Origin of the sequence: Bacillus sp. AFS059628 (genome assembly GCF_002571225.1) — a bacterium.
Classification (GTDB): Bacteria; Bacillota; Bacilli; order Bacillales; family Bacillaceae_G; genus Bacillus_A.
In genome coordinates, this window is record NZ_NVEC01000131.1 from 1 (window position 1) to 236 (window position 236).

Consider the following 236-nt stretch of genomic DNA (forward strand, 5'->3'; position numbering starts at 1 on the left):
ACGTATTCGCTTGTTTCAGAAATGTTAGAAATAGCATTAGAACGTTTACCAGAAAATCACCAACTATTGATGCACTCCGATCAAGGCTGGCATTATCAAATGAAACAATATGTCCGGACACTAGAATTAAGGGGTGTTGTGCAAAGTATGTCTCGAAAAGGAAACTGTTATGACAACGCAGTAATGGAGAATTTCTTCGGGATCATGAAGTTAGAATTCCTCTACATAAAAGAATT

At 36.9% G+C, this 236-nt stretch carries 1 pseudogene; it reads left to right on the plus strand.

The annotated features are described in order from the left end of the window. Window positions 1-236 (plus strand): annotated as a pseudogene (locus tag COL05_RS29950) (DDE-type integrase/transposase/recombinase); the annotation flags it as partial.